The following is a 16690-nucleotide window of genomic DNA, read 5'->3' on the forward strand; positions in this document are numbered from 1 at the left end:
TAATTCTCATCCGTTTTACGGTTACTGGGCGCGGCGGAATGTCAGGTTGTAACGGAACGCGCCAGCCTGCGGATGGATGCCCGCTTTTAGCGGCAAAATGCCGTGATAGCGCAGGCGCGACGGACCGCCCCACACCACGATATCGCCGTGCTCCAGCAGCACGCGCTGCGTCGCATCGCCGCGCTCGAAACCGCCAAACTGAAAAACGGCCGGCAGGCCAAGCGATACCGAGACAATCGGCTGGCGTAAGTCTTTCTCATCCTTATCCTGATGCAGCGTCAGTTTGGCACCGGGCTCATAGCGGTTAATCAGGCAGGCATCCGGATTGAAACCGACAAAGCCGGCCTCCTGCGCGGTCTGCTGCGCCAGTGTGCGGAACAGTGCGGGCATCGGCGGCCATTTACGGCCGCTGCTGACATCCTGTTCGGTGTACTGGTAACCGCGCGAATCGGTCGACCAGCCGAAATCGCCGCAGTTGGTCATGGCGACCGACATGCGATGGCCACCCGGCGTGATGCGGTGGGCAAACGGGTTAAGGGCCGCGACGTCATGAATCGCCGCCAGCAGCGCATCGGCCTGCTCGCGCGCCCGGCGCCGCAGAATCACCGCGCCCTCGGCCAGCGGCTCCTGCCATGGCGCGTCTTCACTAAATAGATCCAGCACAGTTACCTCCTGTCAGGTCAGGGCTGATCGATAAGAAACGATTTAAACTGTGGCGACATCCAGTGGCTGAAACCGTCGCCCTGCTTCGTAATCAGATACACCGCCAGATGCTGTTTCAGCGCCAGCGCTTTGGCACGCTCGGTGCCGAGCACCATCAGCCCGGTGTCCCAGCCGTCGGCTTCCAGCGCGGTGGTGGCAATCACCGTGGCTGAGACCAGCCGGTGATCGATGGGTCGGCCGCTGGCCGGATCGATCACGTGCGAGATGCGTTTGCCATCCAGTTCATAATAGTTGCGATAGCTGCCGGAGGTGCTGATTCCGTGCCCCTGCAGATCAACGCGTGCCTCCACCGCGTTCTCGCGATCGGTCGGTTTCTGGATGGCGACCCGCCACGGCTGCTGGCTGGCATTCAGGCCGCGACTCAGCACTGCCCCGCCCACCGACACCAGATAATTAGTGATGCCCTGCTGTTCCATCAGCCGCGCCAGGTGATCGGTGGCGTAGCCTTCGCCCATGGTGGAGAGATCGACATACAGGCCAGGCAGATCTTTCTGCAGCCACTGGCCGTTCACCGTCTCAATCACGCGCAGGTGCTGCAGGCCGGTCTGCGCTTTGGCGGCGGCGATGGCGGCATCCGATGGCGTATGCGCCGGCTGCTGCGCCGGGCCAAAGCCCCACAGATTCACCAGCGGCCCGACGGTAATGTCCATCGCGCCGCCGGTCAGCTGGCCGATGCGCAGCGCGCGGGTGACGATATCGGCCATATCGGCACTGACCGGCTGGGGATCCTGTCCCTGATACTGGTTGAAGCGCGACAGCACCGAGTCCTTTTTCCAGGTGGAGAGTTCGCCATCGTCGCGATCGAGCTGCTGCTGAATCGCCTGCTGCAGCGCGGCCTTACGCTGAGCATCCACGCCCGCCAGACTCACGCGCCACACCGTTCCCATGGTTTTGCCTTCCAGCACCAGCGCCTGCTGCGCCGGTTTTTGCTCGCACCCGCTCAGCAGCAGTGCTACCATGCCGGTCAGCAGAATGTTCTGAAAATTCATCAATTCCTCGTCTGTAAATCATTACTACAGCCTATTACAAAGCATAACTCGCTTGTAAAACCGTCTAAAGCTGCTTGAAGTTGATCGCTGGCTGGCACAGCATACTGCGTTCCTGCACGAGAATCCTTACAGGAGCGACAGATGATTTATATGATTCTTGCTATTACCGCCGGGTTATTTGCTTACGGAAGCTTCCGTTGCTGGCAGCACTATCGCCACCGCCTGATTCAGCACTATCCGTCGCGCCGACGTTAAGGCATTGCACCAGCGTCGTGCATCCTGCACCGCTTCAGCGCTGGCGCAGTGTAACAAAGCGGCCACGGGGCGCGTGGCGCTGAGAGCGGTAGCATGGCATGAATTGTGCAGCGTTGATGCTGGGTTGAACATCAGCGAGGTGCAAGATGAGTAAGGCAACAGAACAACAGGATAAATGGCAGCGCTGGCTGAGCTTTTCCGCCTTTACGCTGGCGGGCGTGGCGCTGGAAGGCAGCCTGCCGCCTGCCACCACATCCCCGCAGCAGGCGGCAAAGGCCAGACGCTGGCGCAACGCGTCGTAAATTACAGACCCAGCTCGCTCAGGCCCGGATGATCGTCCGGGCGTCTGCCAGCCGGCCAGTGAAACAGTCGCGCTTCAGCGCTGATCGGCAAATCGTTGATGCAGGCGAAGCGCTGAATCATCAGACCATCGGCACCAAAGTGCCAGTTTTCATTGCCGTAGCTGCGGAACCAGTTGCCGCTGTCATCGCGCCACTCATAGGCAAAACGCACCGCCAGCTTATCGTGGTGCCACGCCCACAACTCTTTAATCAACCGATAATCCAGCTCGCGGGCCCATTTGCGCTGCAGAAAGGTCACGACGTCCGCGCGGCCGTTAACGAATTCGCTGCGATTGCGCCAGCGGGTATCTTCACTGTAAACCTGCGACACGCGCTGCGGATCGCAGCTGTTCCAGGCATCTTCCGCCATACGCACTTTTTCTAAGGCACTTTGATAATCGAACGGGGGAATGAGCATTTTTTATCTCCTGATGATGTAGACAGGTCTGTCTACTTGATTCATCCTGCCGTATGTAGACAATTCTGTCTACCCCCGTAAACAGGAATTTTTTCTTATGCTCGCACCCCTGCTGTTTGATGTCAGCGCCAGCGCGCGTGACCGCATCCTGCTCAGTGCGCAACAGCTGTTTTATGCGCAAGGCATCCGTGCTACCGGCATCGATAAAGTGATTGCCGCGGCTGGCGTGACCAAAGTGACCTTCTACCGCCACTTCCCGGCCAAAAATGACTTAATTCTGGCGTTTCTGCAGCAGCGTCATCAGCGCTGGATGAGCGGCTTTCGCAGCGCGCTGGCGCAGCAGCCTGCCATCAACGTGGCGCTGCCGGCTGCGTTACTGAGCTGGTTTCAGGAGGAGGATTTCCGCGGCTGTGCGTTTATTAATAGCGCGGCAGAACTGGCTGATACCCTGCCGGAAGCGAGCGCACTGATTCGCCAGCACAAGCGTGAGATGGCGGCCGCCATTGCCGAAAGACTCAGCACAGCGCAGCAGGATAAAACCGGGCAGATCGTGTTGCTGGTAGATGGCGCAATCGTGCAGGTTCAGATGGGGGAAGCGGCGCAGCAGGTGACGGCAACGCTGCAGGCGGCGCTGAACGCGCTGCTGGAGAGCAGAGCGTGACCCGCAGGCCACGCTCTCCGGCTTAGAACTGGTAAACCAGGCCCAGCGCAACGATGTCGTCGGTGTTGATACCGGCCGCATCGGTGAAGTTGTTGTCGTCCAGCAGGTTGATCTGGTAATCAACATAGGTCGACATGTTTTTGTTGAAGTAATAGGTCGCACCCACGTCGACATATTTTTTCAGGTTCTGGCTGCCGTAACCTTCGATATCGCTGCCGCGTGAGGAGACGAAGGCCAGCGACGGACGCAGACCGAAGTCAAACTGATACTGTGCCACCAGTTCCCAGTTGTCCGCTTTGTTGGCATAGCCGTACGCAGCGGAATCCACCGCGCCGAAGCGGGTTGCGTTGTAAGAACGGGTGTACATCGCCGCCAGATACACGTTGTTAGCGTCATATTTCAGACCGCCGGTGTAGGCTTCGGCTTTATCACCGCGACCAAGAATGCCTGGCGCGTTGCCGTTCTGATTGTTGGTACGGTCAGACTGGAACATCGCCGCACCCAGACCGAAGCCGGAGCCCAGATCATAGGTGGTGCTCAGACCCCAGCCGTCGCCGTTCTCACCCAGGACATCACGACCGGAAGAGGATTCGGTTGGGTTGTCGTTTTTGCCCTGATACTGCACGGCAAAGTTCCAGCCATCCACCAGGCCGAAGAAGTTGCTGTTGCGGTAAGTCGCCAGGCCGTTGCTGCGCTGGAACATGAAGTTGTCCGCGCCGTAGGTGTCACCACCAAACTCCGGCAGCACGTCAGTCCAGGCGCCGATGTCATACAGTACGCCGTAGTTACGGCCGTAGTCGAACGAGCCCGCATCACCGAATTTCAGACCGGCGAAGCCGACACGGGTGTAGCTGTTAGCGGTACCCTGCGATTCTGCGGTGTTCAGCGCGGCCTGGTACTCCCACTGACCGTAGCCGGTCAGCTGGTCGGTCACCTGAGTTTCACCTTTAAAACCAAAACGCAGGTAAGACTGGTCACCGTCCTGGCCATCGTTGTCCGAGAAATAGTGCAGGCCGTCTACTTTGCCGTAGAGGTCTAATTTGTTGCCATCTTTATTATAAATTTCAGCTGCGCTTGCTGAGCCTGCCACCAGCAATGCAGGAATCATCAGGGAGAGAACGCGACGTTTCATTTTATTACCCTCTGTAATGTGCCTTTTATATGTGCCACTGCTAACTGAATGCTTAAAAATTCAGCTGGCAAGCCATTGTTATTTTATGGAGAGCAATAATCTATCACGAAAATGATACTAAATTTCCGAAATTGTTTCATTGTATTAAATAGTTATTTCTAAATGTAAATTTCGCGGAACTAATAATCAGCACACATCGGCAAAAAATATCGCACTAATTGATAAACCGAATTTTATTCATTTAAATACATAGGGATAAGATGAGATAAGCTGCCGCACTGAATGATAAAACTTAACGCCACTCAGCGCATACAATTACTCCCGCTATCATCATTTATTTCATTATTACCTTCATTCACCCCGAATGAGAGATTTACCCTAATTCCCGCCGGACATGATTGTCCGGCATTTTTTTGCCTGCCATTTTTCTTCCACTCTGTAATTTTATGTAAACCTGTTTACTGAGGTTAAATTAACCGCCACTCAGGACGCCATTATTTGTTCGTTTTCGCACTTTTTGTTCATTACTTAGCCATGATTGCGCAATGTTAATTTCCGGACGTAATAAAGTTGCACGGAAATATAGCCGATGCGTTTGCCTGGCCGTTTGCGGAATATTCTTTACCATTATTCAGTGAGTTAGCGTTGCCGCAGTAATCGATTTTCACCCCAACTTAAGCCAAATTTTCACTGAATCTGTCGGCTTACCAAGAGCCAGAGAGCTTATGAAGTCCAGGAAATGTCTGGAAAAGCGCAGCGCCTGGCAAAAGATCGGTAATATGCTCTTTTCTGGCGACCATTTTTGCCCTGCTCTTCTCCTTCATTGAGCGGTGCCGCGCCAGCTTTAATGCTAAACTTCGTCGCTCGAACGACTTATGACAACGACACCTTTATGACAGCACTGGACGCCGCACAGCCCAACAAATTGCATCAGCGTGTCAATCTGGGAACACGCCTCGTTTTTCTCATCGCCGGTTTAAGCATGTCTGCCTGGGCGCCGCTGGTGCCGTTTGCCAGCCAGCGTCTCCAGCTGACGGGCGCGTCGCTGGGCGGCCTGCTGCTGTGTCTTGGCATTGGTTCACTGGCAGCAATGCCGGTGACCGGTGCGCTGGTGGCACGCTTTGGCTGCCGCCGCGTTATGCTGTGCTCCACGCTGGTGATACTGGCAGTACTGCCGCTGCTGGCAACGCTGGATGTGATGTGGTTGATGGCCGCCACGCTGATGGTGTTCGGTGCCGGGCTCGGCATGCTGGATGTGGCCATGAATGTACAGGCGGTTGAGGTTGAGAAAGCGGCGGCCAAGCCGATGATGTCCGGTTTCCACGGTTTCTTCAGCCTTGGCGGTATTCTCGGCGCCGGCGCGGTCAGCCTGTTACTTGGCGCGGGTCTGACACCGCTGCAGGCGGTGGGCGTTATCATGCTGCTGATGGTGCTGCTGTTGCTGTGCAGCCTGCCGACGCTGATGACGGAGCGCCTGCATCAGCCCGATCAACCCTGGCTGGTGATCCCGCGCGGCTGGGTCGCCTTCCTCGGTTGCCTGTGCTTTATTTTGTTCCTTGCGGAAGGCGCGGTACTCGACTGGAGCGCCCTGCTGCTGCTGCAAAGTCCGGGCATGAGCGTGGCGCACGCCGGCCTGGGTTACGCCATCTTCTCCATCGCCATGACCATAGGTCGTCTGACGGGCGATAAAGTGATTCAGCGCTTTGGCCGCTATCCGGTGATGCTGACCGGTGCGCTGGCGGCGGCAGCCGGCATGACGCTGGCGGTGCTGCTGCCGTGGCCGCAGGCGGCGCTGCTGGCCTTTTTGCTGGTGGGCTTTGGCCTGGCCAATACCGTGCCGATGCTGTTTAATGCCGCCGGTAATCAACAGGATATGCCGGCCAATCTGGCGATTTCCGCCATGACAACGCTCGGCTATGCGGGTATTCTTTCAGGCCCGGCTTTAATCGGCTTTATTTCCCAGTGGCTCAGCCTGAGCGGCGCGTTTTTACTTATCGCCCTGCTGCTGCTGGCGGTTGCCGCCAGCGCCCGGCTGGTCGCGCGTTAATTGCAGGATCCTGAGACACCTATGCTGCCTTATAAATTTCCGCTGACCTCCGGCAACGTAACGCGCTTTTTCGTGGTGTTTAACCTGGTGCTGTTTCTCGCGCTCGGTGCCATGGTGCATAACAGTGTGAATGCGTGGATCATGGAAAAGCGCTACGCCATGACCGACCTGGCGCGCGCGATGCAAAAACGTATTGATGCTTACCGCTTTGCCACCTGGCAAATCTATGAAAATCTCGCCACCAGCGCCGCGGGCTCGACGCCGAGCAGCAGCCTGCAGGAGACGCGCCTGCGCCCGGATGTTTACTATCTGGAGAAAACCCGCCGCAAGACCGAAGCGCTGATTTTCGGCTCGCACGACAGCAGCACGCTGGATATGACGCTGCGCATGTCCAATTATCTCGATACGCTGTGGGGCGCTGAAAATCCGGCGTGGTCGATGTACTTCCTCAATGGTCAGGACAACAGCCTGATCATGATCTCGACCCTGCCGCTCAAGGATATGGCGACGCGCTATAAAGAGAGCGCCATCAATACGCTGGTGGACAGCCGCCGCGCCGAAATGCTGCAGCAGGCCAATGCGCTCGACGAACGCGAAAGCTTCTCGCCGCTGCGCCACTTTGCCTGGCAGAACGATCACTACTTCACGCTGCGCACCACGTTTAACCAGCCAGGTCATTTAGCCACGGTGGTGGCGTTCGATCTGCCGGTTAACGATTTGATTCCACGCAGTATGCCGCTGGAGAATTTCCAGCTGCGCCAGGATGCCAGCCAGCCCGGCAGCGCCACCAGCGATGACGCCAGCAGCGAAAGCACCGCGGTGACGCTGGTTAACCCGAATCTGGAGATTGCCGCCACGCTGCCCAGCACCTCGCTCCAGCTGGTGTACCGGGTGCCGCTCGCCAGCCTGGCGATGGATACCCTGCACAACCTGATGTGGCCGCTGCTGATCAACCTGTTGCTGTTCCTGCTGTCTATTGCCGGCATTACGCTGCTGCGCCAGCAGTCGCTGCGACCAAATGAGAACCAGAGCGCTGAGCTTGATTCGCTGCGTATGCTGAATGAGGAGATCGTCGCCAGCCTGCCGGTCGGGCTGCTGGTGTATGACTTTGGTACCAATCGCACCCTGCTGAGCAACAAAATCGCTGAGCATCTGCTGCCGCACCTCAATCTGCAGAAGATCATCAATATGTCCGATCAGCATCAGGGGGTGCTGCAGGCTACCATTAACAACGAAGTGTATGAGATTCGCCACGCGCGCAGCATGCTGTCGCCGCACACCCAGCTGTTTATGATGCGCGATCAGGATCGCGAGCTGCTGGTGAATAAGAAGCTGCAAAAAGCGCAGCAGGTGCTGGATCGCAACCACCAGATGCGCCAGCAGCTGATGCAGAATCTTGGCCATGCGCTTAATCGTCCGCTGCAGAGCATGGTGACGCAGCTGGTGCAGCTCAGCCAGCGCGATGACGACGAGAGCGTGCTGGATCTGCTGGATGAGAGCCAGGGTCTGGCGCGGCTGGTGGACGATATCGTCCTGCTCAACCGGCTGGAAGCCCACGACTGGTCGCCGGATGCGGGCGTGTTTAACCTGCAGGATCTGCTGGATGAGATTGCGCTGGAGAGCCTGCCGCTGCTGCGGCGCAAAGGGCTGACGCTGGTGGTCAACAATCAGCTGGCCAACGACGAGATGCGCTTTGGCGATCGCCGCGCGCTGCGTAAAGTCCTGACCACGCTGATGCACTACGCGCTCACCACCACGCAGTGGGGCAAGATTTCCCTCGATATCAAAGCCAGCGACAGCAAAGTCAACAGCGTGCTGTTCCAGCTGGTGGATACCGGCTCAGGCCTGACCGGCGACGAGCTGGCCAACGTCGATTTCCCTTACCTTGGCGAAACCACGCAGGATCGTTACGGTCAGGCGTCCGGCATGGCGTTTTTCCTGTGTAAGCAGCTGTGCAAACAGATGGGCGGCCAGCTGGAGATTATCGCCAAACCGGATATCGGCACGCGCTACAACATTCAGCTGCCGCTGGCGCTGGAACAGCAGAGCGAGCAGGAAGAGAAACTGCTGGAAGGCGTGACGGCGCTGGTGGATATCGCGGTCGAAGACGTACACAAAATTGTCTGCCGCCACCTCGAGAACTGGGGGGCAAATTGCCTGACCTCGGACGAACGCTTGTCCGGGCAGGAGCATGATGTGCTGGTGACGGACGATCCGGCTCGCCTGCAGGGCTGGGCGCTGTTGCTGGCGGGCGACGAAATGGGGCATCACGCCCTCAACGACCAGCAATTCCGGGTCAATTTCAATCTCAGCAATGCGCTGCTTGATGCGCTGCTGGCCCTGATTGAGAAGCAACTGGCTCACGATTCGATAGAGGAGAGCGACGACGATGAGGCTGCCACGCCGCTGCTGAGCGGCGGCTATTTCCAGCTGTTTACGGAGACAGTACCGCCAGATGTGAAGAGACTGTATACTGAGTCGGCGGAGAAGGACTATCCCTCGCTTGCTCAGACAGCGCATCGCCTGAAAGGCGTGTTTGCCATGCTCAATTTACTGCCGGGTAAACAGCTTTGTGAAGAGTTAGAACAGCACATTAAACTGTGCGACGATTTAACCATTAAAAATACCACCAGTGAAATTGACGCGTACGTCAACCAACTGCTGCAGCAAGGTAACCAATAAGATGAATAACCTGAATGTAATTATTGCCGATGACCATCCAATCGTTCTGTTCGGTATCCGTAAATCTCTGGAACAGATCGAATGGGTGAATGTGGTAGGTGAGTTTGAAGACTCAACAGCACTGATCAATAGCTTGTCCAAACTGGATGCCAACGTCCTGATTACCGATCTGTCGATGCCGGGCGAAAAATACGGCGACGGCATCACGCTGATCAAGTACATCAAGCGTCACTATCCTGATCTCTCCATTATTGTTCTGACCATGAACAATAACCCGGCGATCCTGAGCGCGGTACTGGATCTGGATATCGAAGGCATCGTGCTGAAGCAGGGTGCACCGACCGACCTGCCGAAAGCGCTGGCAGCCCTGCAGAAAGGCAAAAAGTACACGCCAGAAAGCGTGGCCAAACTGCTGGAGAAAATCAGCGCCGGCGGCTACGGCGACAAACGTCTGTCACCGAAAGAGAGCGAAGTGCTGCGTCTGTTCGCCGAAGGTTTCCTCGTTACCGAGATCGCCAAGAAGCTGAACCGCAGTATCAAAACCATCAGTAGCCAGAAGAAATCAGCAATGATGAAGCTGGGCGTGGATAACGATATCGCGCTGCTGAACTACCTCTCTTCCGTCAGCGCCACTCAGGTCGACAAAGAGTAATCCCTGCGGCGGTGCTTCGGCACCGCCTCTCCTCTGCCCTGCTTATCCTTCCCGGCTTTTGCGAACACGTTCCGCATACAGCGCCAGCGTGGTTTTCAGCACATCCAACGTCACCGGTTTTGACAGGCAGTTATCCATGCCGGCATCCATACAGCGCTGTTTCTCTTCCGCCAGTGCGTTAGCGGTCACCCCAATCACCGGGAAGGCATGCCCCAGCTGGCGCAGACGCTGCGTCAGCCGGTAGCCGTCCATGTTTGGCATGTTAACGTCGCTCAGCACGATATCGATATGGTTGCGGCTGAGCACGTTGAGCGCATCCACGCCGTCCTGCGCCGTTTTGGTCTGATAGCCCAGCGTGCCGAGCTGTTCAGACAGCAGCATCCGGTTAATCGGATGGTCATCAACGATCAGCACCATGATGTCTTCATAGCTGGAGGCCTGCTGCGGCACCGGCAGTTCCAGCGTGGTCGCCGTTTCGCTGTCGATGGCAATGCGATAAATCCGGCCCAGCAGCAGCGGCAGATCGTGCAGCGTCGCGCTGCTGTGCACCCACTGTCCCGGCGTCGTTTCCTGCGGCATATCAATGTGTTCACCGCAGATACGGATGCGCGCGCGTACCGTCTGCGCTGGCGCGTCGTGGTGATCGCAGATCATCACATCGTCCGCCCCAGCCCGCCCCTGATAGTGCGCAACCTGGATGCCCTGCTGCTGGAGCAGACGCAGCAGGAAGGCCGCCAGATAGTCGTTGCGCAGATCGAGCCAGATGGCTTTTTCCTGCAGACCATCCAGCAGCGGCGGCGCGGGTTGCTGTCCGGCGTAGATCGGAATACGCACCACGAACTGGCTGCCCATGCCCGGTTCAGAGTCGACTTCGATGTCGCCATCCATCATGTTGATGAGCTTTTCACAGATCGCCAGTCCCAGCCCGGTGCCCTGGAAATTACGCTGCACGCCGGAGCCGACCTGGAAGAACGGGTCGAACAGGCGCGTGATCTCTTTTGCCGGGATTCCCACGCCGGTGTCGCGCACGCGAAACGCCAGATACCCCTCTTTCACATAGGCGTGCAGGATAATGCAGCCGGTATGGGTGAACTTGATGGCGTTGTTCAGCAGGTTGGAGATCACCTGCTGCAGGCGCAGCGGATCGCCATCCAGCGCCAGCGGCACATCGTTCTCGATGAACACATACAGCGTCAGGCGCTTACGCACCACCAGCGACAGATAGTTGCTGGCAATATGGTTGACCACCTCACGCGGCGAGAAGGGACGCGGCTCAATCTTCAGCTGCTCGGACTCGATCTTCGAGAAGTCGAGAATATCGCTGATGATTTTCAGCAACAGGCTGGATGAGTTGTTCATCGCCGTGACCAGCGAATCCACGCCCTTCGGCAGCGATTTGGTCTGCAGCAGATCGAGGTTACCGATAATGCCGTACAGCGGCGTACGCAGTTCGTGACTGACGGTAGCAAGGAACATCGACTTGGACTGGCTGGCCTGCTCGGCGGCGTGCGCCATCTCCTGCAGCGACTGCTCCATGCGCACGCGCGCCGAGACGTCGACCAGCACGCAAATCGCCACGTTCTCGTTGCGGTAGCGCGAATGCACAAAGCTGATTTGCAGGTTAGTGTTACTGCCGGTCAGCATATCGACAAAATTAACCTGCTGGCCGCCGATGATTTCGTTCAGCCGCAGGCGATCTTCCTGCGTCAGCAGCGTCAGATAGTTATGCGCCAGTTCATTACTGAGGATGTTGGTGCCATCGCTGGTACGCAAAATACAGATGCCGACCGGCGCTGACGCGACAATCTTGCGGTTGAACTGCTCGTGCTCCTCCAGCCGGTGGGCGTTGTCTTCCGCCGGCAGGAACATGCGGCGTTCGAACACCCACGCCAGGGTAAACAGAATCAGCGCGCTGAGGATATTGAGCAGCAGCGCGTTGATCAGCATCAGCTTGAGCTGATCCATCAGCACATCGGTCGACAGCGACCACACCACATTGAGGCTGGACGGCGGCAGCGGCTTTTTCAGCACCAGCTGACGATAGCCGTCAAGATAACCAAACCAGGTGCTGTTATCCGGCAGATCGTCCAGCGAATAACCGGGTCCGCCGCGTCGTGAGCTGATCAGCGGGCGATAGTTTTCGTCGGTGATGGTGGCCACCAGCGGCAGCCCGCCGGGCTGAATAAATTCATCCAGGCGAATGTTCTGTTCCACGCCGAGCAGCGCCTGCAGTTTGTTGGCGACGTAAACCGGCACCACCATGTAGAAGTTGCCGATGCCTGGCTGGCTGCTGTTGGTAATCCAGTACATCGGATTACGCCGCTCTTCCTCGTTGCCGCTGCGGTAGTGCAGCACGTTTTCGCGCAGCGCCTTCAGGCTGCGTTCGCGATCGACCGGATTATTGTTGCCGATGGTGAAGTCTGCGAGGCACTGATTTTCGCCGCCAATAAAGAACACCCGATTGAGTTCATAGGCTGAGGCAAAATTGCTTTTCCAGTAGTTAATGAAATAGCTCAGGGAATCGAGCGAGTTACGCCAGGTGTTGCTCATTGACGTGCAGTCACCGTCGGTAAACAGCGGCGTAAACTGCGGCAGCGTGCTTTTGCCGCCCGGCATGCCGTTGAGCATATCCAGCCCGTTGACGCTGCTGCTCAGGCGATTCTCAGTGATGTACTTCAGCTCGCGCATCACATCCGCTGAGTGGCGCACATACCATTCGGCCTGACCATAATTGGTGGCAAACTCCTGGCGCACCGCGTTCTCTTTCTCGTGCAGCACATTGATGATGTAGAAAGTGGTCAACAGTGCACCCAGCGACCAGAGCAGCAGTGCCAGCGCACGAAACAGGTAGCGCGAGATGCGAAGCGTGGTGCGAAAGGAGACGAGATATTTCAAAAGAGACTCACTGGCGGCAAGGGTTATCGGGACGTTGAAAACGTTCTCATACACTAGCTTTATCAGGGCGAAAAAGCCAGTTGGCACGCGACTTTGGGAGTGAAAGTCAGACAAAAAAAACGGCAGGTCGGTTGCCCTGACCTGCCGCTTGTGACAGACAATGAACGGTTACTCTTCGTCGTCTGTTTCCGGTGCGTCGTCGTCGCTGTCGACTTCCGGCGCGATATCGTCTTCGCCTTCTGCCACGCTGCCGTCGATGGCGTCGAGTTCTTCCTCTTCCACCGGTTCAGCGACGCGCTGCAGGCCGACCACGTTTTCATCTTCCGCGGTACGAATCAGGATCACGCCCTGCGTATTACGGCCCACCACGCTGACTTCCGACACGCGGGTACGCACCAGCGTACCGGCATCGGTGATCATCATGATCTGATCGCTATCTACCACCTGTACCGCGCCAACCACTGGCCCGTTACGCTCGGTGACTTTAATCGAGATGACGCCCTGCGTGGCGCGCGATTTGGTCGGATACTCGCTGTTGGCAGTACGCTTGCCGTAGCCGTTCTGCGTTACGGTGAGAATCGCGCCCTCTTCACGTGGCACAATCAGCGACACCACTTTGTCGCCTTCGGCCAGCCTGATGCCGCGCACGCCCGAAGCCGAACGGCCCATGGCGCGCACCGCGCTCTCCGCGAAGCGCACCACTTTACCGGCGGCAGAGAACAGCATCGCTTCGTCGTTACCGTTGGTCAGCGCCACGCCAATCAGCTCATCGTCTTCACGCAGGTTGATGGCAATGATGCCGGCACTGCGCGGACGGCTGAACTCCTGCAGCGCAGTTTTCTTCACGGTACCGTCTGCGGTCGCCATGAAGATGTTGAAGCCTTCGGTGTATTCGCGCACTGGCAGAATCGCGGTGATACGCTCGTTGGCTTCCAGCGGCAGCAGGTTGACGATCGGACGACCGCGCGCGCCACGGCTGGCTTCCGGCAGTTGATAGACCTTCATCCAGTAGAGGCGGCCACGGCTGGAGAAGCACAGAATGGTGTCGTGGGTGTTGGCCACCAGCAGACGATCAATAAAGTCTTCTTCTTTAATGCGCGCCGCCGATTTGCCCTTACCGCCGCGACGCTGGGCTTCATAGTCTGACAGCGGCTGGTATTTGACGTAGCCCTGATGCGACAGGGTGACCACCACATCTTCCTGGTTGATCAGGTCTTCGATGTTGATGTCAGCGCTGTTAGCGGTGATTTCCGTACGGCGCGCATCGCCAAACTGATCGCGCATCGCCACCAGCTCTTCACGGATCACTTCCATCAGGCGCTCGGCGCTCTGCAGGATATGAATCAGTTCGGCGATCTGGTCCAGCAGCTCTTTGTACTCGTCGAGCAGTTTTTCATGCTCAAGGCCGGTCAGTTTCTGCAGACGCAGATCAAGAATGGCCTGTGCCTGCTGCTCGGTCAGGTAGTAGCGACCGTCGCGAATACCAAACTCCGCTTCCAGCCACTCCGGACGCGCGGCGTCGTCACCGGCACGTTCCAGCATGGCGGCGACGTTGCCGAGATCCCACGACTGCGCCAGCAGGCCGCTTTTCGCTTCGGCTGGCGTCGGAGCACGACGAATCAGCTCGATAATCGGATCGATGTTGGCCAGCGCAATCGCCAGACCTTCAAGGATGTGCGCACGATCGCGCGCTTTACGCAGTTCAAAGATGGTACGACGCGTCACCACTTCACGGCGGTGGCGAACGAAGGCTTCAATGATCTCCTTCAGCGTCATGATCTTCGGCTGGCCCTGATGCAGGGCAACCATGTTGATGCCGAAAGAGACCTGCAGCTGCGTCAGCGAGTAGAGGTTGTTGAGCACCACTTCGCCGACCGCATCGCGTTTCACTTCAATGACGATACGCATGCCGTCTTTGTCAGATTCGTCACGCAGGCCGCTGATGCCCTCAACGCGCTTCTCTTTCACCAGCTCGGCAATTTTCTCGATCAGGCGCGCTTTGTTCACCTGATACGGGATTTCATTGACGATGATGGTTTCACGACCGGTTTTGGCGTCGGTTTCGATCTCGCCGCGCGCGCGGATGTAAATTTTACCGCGCCCGGTGCGGTAGGCTTCTTCAATGCCACGACGACCGTTGATAAAGGCGGCGGTCGGGAAATCCGGCCCGGTAATGTGCTCCATCAGCCCTTCGACGCTGATGTTTTCATCTTCGATAAACGCCAGACAGCCGTTGATCACTTCCGTCAGGTTGTGAGGCGGAATATTGGTCGCCATGCCGACGGCAATACCGGAGGAGCCGTTGATCAGCAGGTTAGGAATTTTGGTCGGCAGGACTTCTGGGATCTGCTCGGTGCCGTCATAGTTCGGCACAAAGTCGACCGTCTCTTTTTCCAGGTCAGCCAGCAGTTCAGAGGAGATCTTCGCCATGCGCACTTCGGTATAACGCATCGCTGCGGCGGAGTCGCCGTCGACCGAACCGAAGTTACCCTGACCGTCGACCAGCATGTAGCGCAGGGAGAACGGCTGGGCCATGCGCACGATACTTTCGTACACAGCGGAGTCACCGTGTGGGTGATATTTACCGATAACGTCACCGACCACACGGGCAGATTTTTTATAGGGTTTGTTCCAGTCGTTACCCAGTTCGCTCATGGCAAAAAGCACACGGCGATGCACCGGCTTCAGGCCATCACGTACATCGGGTAAGGCTCGGCCAACGATGACCGACATGGCGTAATCGAGGTAGGAGTTTTTCAACTCTTCTTCGATATTGACCGGTGTAATTTCTCTCGCAAGGTCGCTCATGGAGCCGCTATCCCTCTACATAATCCCGGATTTTAAAGGTGCGAAAGTATATCACATCGCTTGCGTGCGGTGAACGTAAAGCAGGGTTTTGTGGCGCTTTTCCTTTGCGCTGAGAGATGCCTCGCAGGGTTTATGCGTTTATACTGGTGGCATATTTTGTCAGGAGTCATGATTCAATGAATGAACAACCGCAGGAAAGCCGCCAGAACGTCGACCACGCCGAAATTGCTAAGTTTGAGGCGGTTGCATCACGCTGGTGGGATTTAGAGGGTGAATTTAAGCCGTTGCACCGCATTAATCCCCTGCGTCTTGGCTGGATTGCCCAGCACAGCCATGGGCTGTTCGGTAAGAAAGTGCTGGATGTCGGCTGCGGCGGCGGCATTCTCGCCGAGAGCATGGCGCGTGAAGGGGCGGAGGTCACCGGTCTGGATATGGGCGCCGAGCCGCTGGAGATCGCGCGCCTGCACGCGCTGGAGAGCGGCGTGAGCGTCAATTACGTGCAGCAGACGGTTGAAGCCCATGCGGCCAGCCATGCCGGTCAGTACGACGTGGTGACCTGTATGGAGATGCTGGAACACGTGCCGGATCCGCGTTCCGTGGTGCTGGCCTGCGCGCAGCTGGTGAAACCGGGCGGCGAGGTGTTTTTCTCCACCATCAACCGTAACCCTAAAGCCTGGCTGCTGGCGGTGTTTGGTGCTGAATACGTGCTGCGCATGGTGCCGCGCGGTACCCATGACGTGAAAAAATTTATTCGTCCCGCCGAGTTGCTGAACTGGGTGGACGAGACCGCCCTGCGTGAACGCAATATGACTGGCCTGCACTACAATCCGCTGACCAACCAGTTCCGCCTTGGCCGCGGGGTGGACGTCAATTATATGGTGCATACCCACCGTCAGGCGTAAACGACCTGTTTCGCCTGCCCGCCCGTGGGCAGCGCTGTTGTAGCGGCGCGATGTATTACGCGAAAAATCGCGCCGCTATGGAATCTACGACCAGCAATTTACCCAACTGAACGGCATAACGCTCTACAAACTGCCAGTTCTCCTTTCACTTCCGACCGCACCCGGTTTATCACGCGCTGGCCCTA

Annotated in this window: 13 protein-coding genes; 7 read left to right on the forward strand and 6 right to left on the reverse strand. The window is 57.3% G+C overall.

Features of this window, described 5'->3' with window-relative positions:
• Positions 1 to 21: 21 nt before the first annotated feature.
• Positions 22 to 663, reverse strand: a complete 642-nt coding sequence (gene alkB, locus OXR61_RS11910; protein WP_021509243.1) for a DNA oxidative demethylase AlkB — start codon at positions 661 to 663, stop codon at positions 22 to 24.
• A 17-nt stretch (positions 664 to 680) separates the two neighbouring features.
• Positions 681 to 1712 carry an FAD:protein FMN transferase ApbE gene (gene apbE, locus OXR61_RS11915; RefSeq protein WP_021509242.1) on the reverse strand — a complete coding sequence of 344 codons (1032 nt, stop codon included), beginning with the start codon at positions 1710 to 1712 and terminating at the stop codon, positions 681 to 683.
• A gap of 141 nt (positions 1713 to 1853) precedes the next feature.
• Between apbE and OXR61_RS11920 the strand changes: the two genes are divergently transcribed.
• Positions 1854 to 1967, forward strand: coding sequence for a hypothetical protein (locus OXR61_RS11920; protein ID WP_021509241.1), 114 nt, complete (start codon positions 1854 to 1856; stop codon positions 1965 to 1967).
• 146 nt (positions 1968 to 2113) lie between these two features.
• Entirely contained in the window at positions 2114 to 2269 is a 156-nt protein-coding gene (locus tag OXR61_RS11925) for a hypothetical protein (RefSeq protein WP_021509240.1), read from the forward strand.
• 1 nt (position 2270) lies between these two features.
• Here the strand turns inward: OXR61_RS11925 and OXR61_RS11930 are convergent, their stop codons facing one another.
• On the reverse strand, positions 2271 to 2726 hold the full coding sequence (locus tag OXR61_RS11930) for a nuclear transport factor 2 family protein (RefSeq protein WP_021509239.1): 456 nt from the start codon (positions 2724 to 2726) through the stop codon (positions 2271 to 2273).
• Positions 2727 to 2823: 97 nt separating this feature from the next.
• Here OXR61_RS11930 and OXR61_RS11935 point away from each other — a divergent pair, with 97 nt between their 5' ends.
• Positions 2824 to 3387: a TetR/AcrR family transcriptional regulator gene (locus OXR61_RS11935; protein ID WP_021509238.1), complete on the forward strand. Its 564-nt coding sequence runs from the start codon at positions 2824 to 2826 to the stop codon at positions 3385 to 3387.
• A gap of 22 nt (positions 3388 to 3409) precedes the next feature.
• Here OXR61_RS11935 and ompC read toward each other — a convergent pair whose 3' ends face one another.
• Positions 3410 to 4519, reverse strand: a complete 1110-nt coding sequence (gene ompC / locus OXR61_RS11940; RefSeq protein WP_031280043.1) for a porin OmpC — start codon at positions 4517 to 4519, stop codon at positions 3410 to 3412.
• Between the two features lie 892 nt (positions 4520 to 5411).
• On the opposite strand from ompC, the gene OXR61_RS11945 reads away from it, so the two are divergent.
• The 3 genes from OXR61_RS11945 to rcsB are packed head-to-tail and all read left to right on the forward strand — an operon-like array spanning position 5412 to position 9900.
• Positions 5412 to 6566: an MFS transporter gene (locus OXR61_RS11945; protein ID WP_021509236.1), complete on the forward strand. Its 1155-nt coding sequence runs from the start codon at positions 5412 to 5414 to the stop codon at positions 6564 to 6566.
• 24 nt (positions 6567 to 6590) lie between these two features.
• Positions 6591 to 9248, forward strand: a complete 2658-nt coding sequence (gene rcsD, locus OXR61_RS11950; RefSeq protein ID WP_031280042.1) for a phosphotransferase RcsD — start codon at positions 6591 to 6593, stop codon at positions 9246 to 9248.
• 1 nt (position 9249) lies between these two features.
• The gene (rcsB, locus tag OXR61_RS11955) at positions 9250 to 9900 is read left to right on the forward strand and encodes a response regulator transcription factor RcsB (protein ID WP_013509853.1); all 651 of its coding nucleotides are present in this window, start codon (positions 9250 to 9252) and stop codon (positions 9898 to 9900) included.
• A 42-nt stretch (positions 9901 to 9942) separates the two neighbouring features.
• Here the strand turns inward: rcsB and rcsC are convergent, their stop codons facing one another.
• Together rcsC and gyrA are read right to left on the reverse strand one after the other, a co-directional pair.
• Complete coding sequence (gene rcsC / locus OXR61_RS11960; RefSeq protein WP_021509234.1) at positions 9943 to 12795, reverse strand: two-component system sensor histidine kinase RcsC; 2853 nt, start codon at positions 12793 to 12795, stop codon at positions 9943 to 9945.
• A gap of 168 nt (positions 12796 to 12963) precedes the next feature.
• Positions 12964 to 15603, reverse strand: coding sequence for a DNA topoisomerase (ATP-hydrolyzing) subunit A (gene gyrA, locus OXR61_RS11965; RefSeq protein ID WP_021509233.1), 2640 nt, complete (start codon positions 15601 to 15603; stop codon positions 12964 to 12966).
• A 176-nt stretch (positions 15604 to 15779) separates the two neighbouring features.
• On the opposite strand from gyrA, the gene ubiG reads away from it, so the two are divergent.
• Entirely contained in the window at positions 15780 to 16505 is a 726-nt protein-coding gene (gene ubiG, locus OXR61_RS11970) for a bifunctional 2-polyprenyl-6-hydroxyphenol methylase/3-demethylubiquinol 3-O-methyltransferase UbiG (RefSeq protein WP_021509232.1), read from the forward strand.
• The last annotated feature ends 185 nt before the right edge of the window (positions 16506 to 16690 follow it).

Origin of the sequence: Pantoea sp. GM_Pan_4 (genome assembly GCF_026541005.1) — a bacterium.
In the GTDB taxonomy this organism is placed as follows: Bacteria; Pseudomonadota; Gammaproteobacteria; order Enterobacterales; family Enterobacteriaceae; genus Pantoea; species Pantoea dispersa.

Coding starts and splice junctions, on each gene's coding strand:
- apbE (WP_021509242.1), bottom strand. CDS start 1,712: ATGAATTTTCAGAACATTCTGCTGACCGGCATGGTAGCACTGCTGCTG.
- OXR61_RS11920 (WP_021509241.1), top strand. CDS start 1,854: ATGATTTATATGATTCTTGCTATTACCGCCGGGTTATTTGCTTACGGA.
- OXR61_RS11925 (WP_021509240.1), top strand. CDS start 2,114: ATGAGTAAGGCAACAGAACAACAGGATAAATGGCAGCGCTGGCTGAGC.
- OXR61_RS11930 (WP_021509239.1), bottom strand. CDS start 2,726: ATGCTCATTCCCCCGTTCGATTATCAAAGTGCCTTAGAAAAAGTGCGT.
- OXR61_RS11935 (WP_021509238.1), top strand. CDS start 2,824: ATGCTCGCACCCCTGCTGTTTGATGTCAGCGCCAGCGCGCGTGACCGC.
- ompC (WP_031280043.1), bottom strand. CDS start 4,519: ATGAAACGTCGCGTTCTCTCCCTGATGATTCCTGCATTGCTGGTGGCA.
- OXR61_RS11945 (WP_021509236.1), top strand. CDS start 5,412: ATGACAGCACTGGACGCCGCACAGCCCAACAAATTGCATCAGCGTGTC.
- rcsB (WP_013509853.1), top strand. CDS start 9,250: ATGAATAACCTGAATGTAATTATTGCCGATGACCATCCAATCGTTCTG.
- gyrA (WP_021509233.1), bottom strand. CDS start 15,603: ATGAGCGACCTTGCGAGAGAAATTACACCGGTCAATATCGAAGAAGAG.
- ubiG (WP_021509232.1), top strand. CDS start 15,780: ATGAATGAACAACCGCAGGAAAGCCGCCAGAACGTCGACCACGCCGAA.